The organism is Citrobacter sp. Awk 2, from assembly GCF_028069815.1.
GTDB lineage: Bacteria > Pseudomonadota > Gammaproteobacteria > Enterobacterales > Enterobacteriaceae > Citrobacter.
On the sequence record NZ_JANEWL010000243.1, the window covers coordinates 1 to 686 of the forward strand.

A 686-nucleotide genomic window follows, 5' to 3' on the forward strand; every position below is an offset into this window, starting at 1 on the left:
GGTCTGATAAACAGAATTTGCCTGGCGGCTGTAGCGCGGTGGTCCCACCTGACCCCATGCCGAACTCAGAAGTGAAACGCCGTAGCGCCGATGGTAGTGTGGGGTCTCCCCATGCGAGAGTAGGGAATTGCCAGGCATCAAATAAAAGCGAAAGGCTCAGTCGAAAGACTGGGCCTTTTGTTTTATCTGCAGTCTGTCGGTGAGCGCTCTCCTGAGTAGGACAAATCCGCCGGGAGCGGATTTGAACGTAGCGCAGCAACGGCCCGGAGGGTGGCGGGAAGGACGCCCGCCATAAACTGCCAGGCATCAAATAAGTGAAGAAGCCCATCCTGCCGGATGGGCTTTTTTGCGTCTGTGCGGGGTGAAAACCGCCGGATGCGACATCCTGCCTTATCCGGCCTGCAGCTGAATGTATGTTGTAGGCCTGATAAGCGCAGCGCATCAGGCACTCCCGATGGCATTTTGCCGGATGCGGCGTATCGCCTTATCCGGCCTACAACTGTCTGGACCATCAGATATTCCCGGTGGCACATCGCCAGGTGTGACGTGAACGCTTTATCCGGCCAACAAAGGCCCGTGCTATTTCTGACAGCCAACCAGATTCTCTTCCCCCGAACATTTCTTAATCCTTTTCCTGCTAATTAAAATCGTGATCTATCTCTCATAATAAATTATAACAATTATAT

1 rRNA gene is annotated in these 686 nt (G+C 53.2%); it reads left to right on the forward strand.

The features are described 5' to 3' along the window. Positions 1 to 20 precede the first annotated feature (20 nt). Positions 21 to 136, forward strand: a 5S ribosomal RNA gene (gene rrf, locus NNO02_RS23450). The last annotated feature ends 550 nt before the right edge of the window (positions 137 to 686 follow it).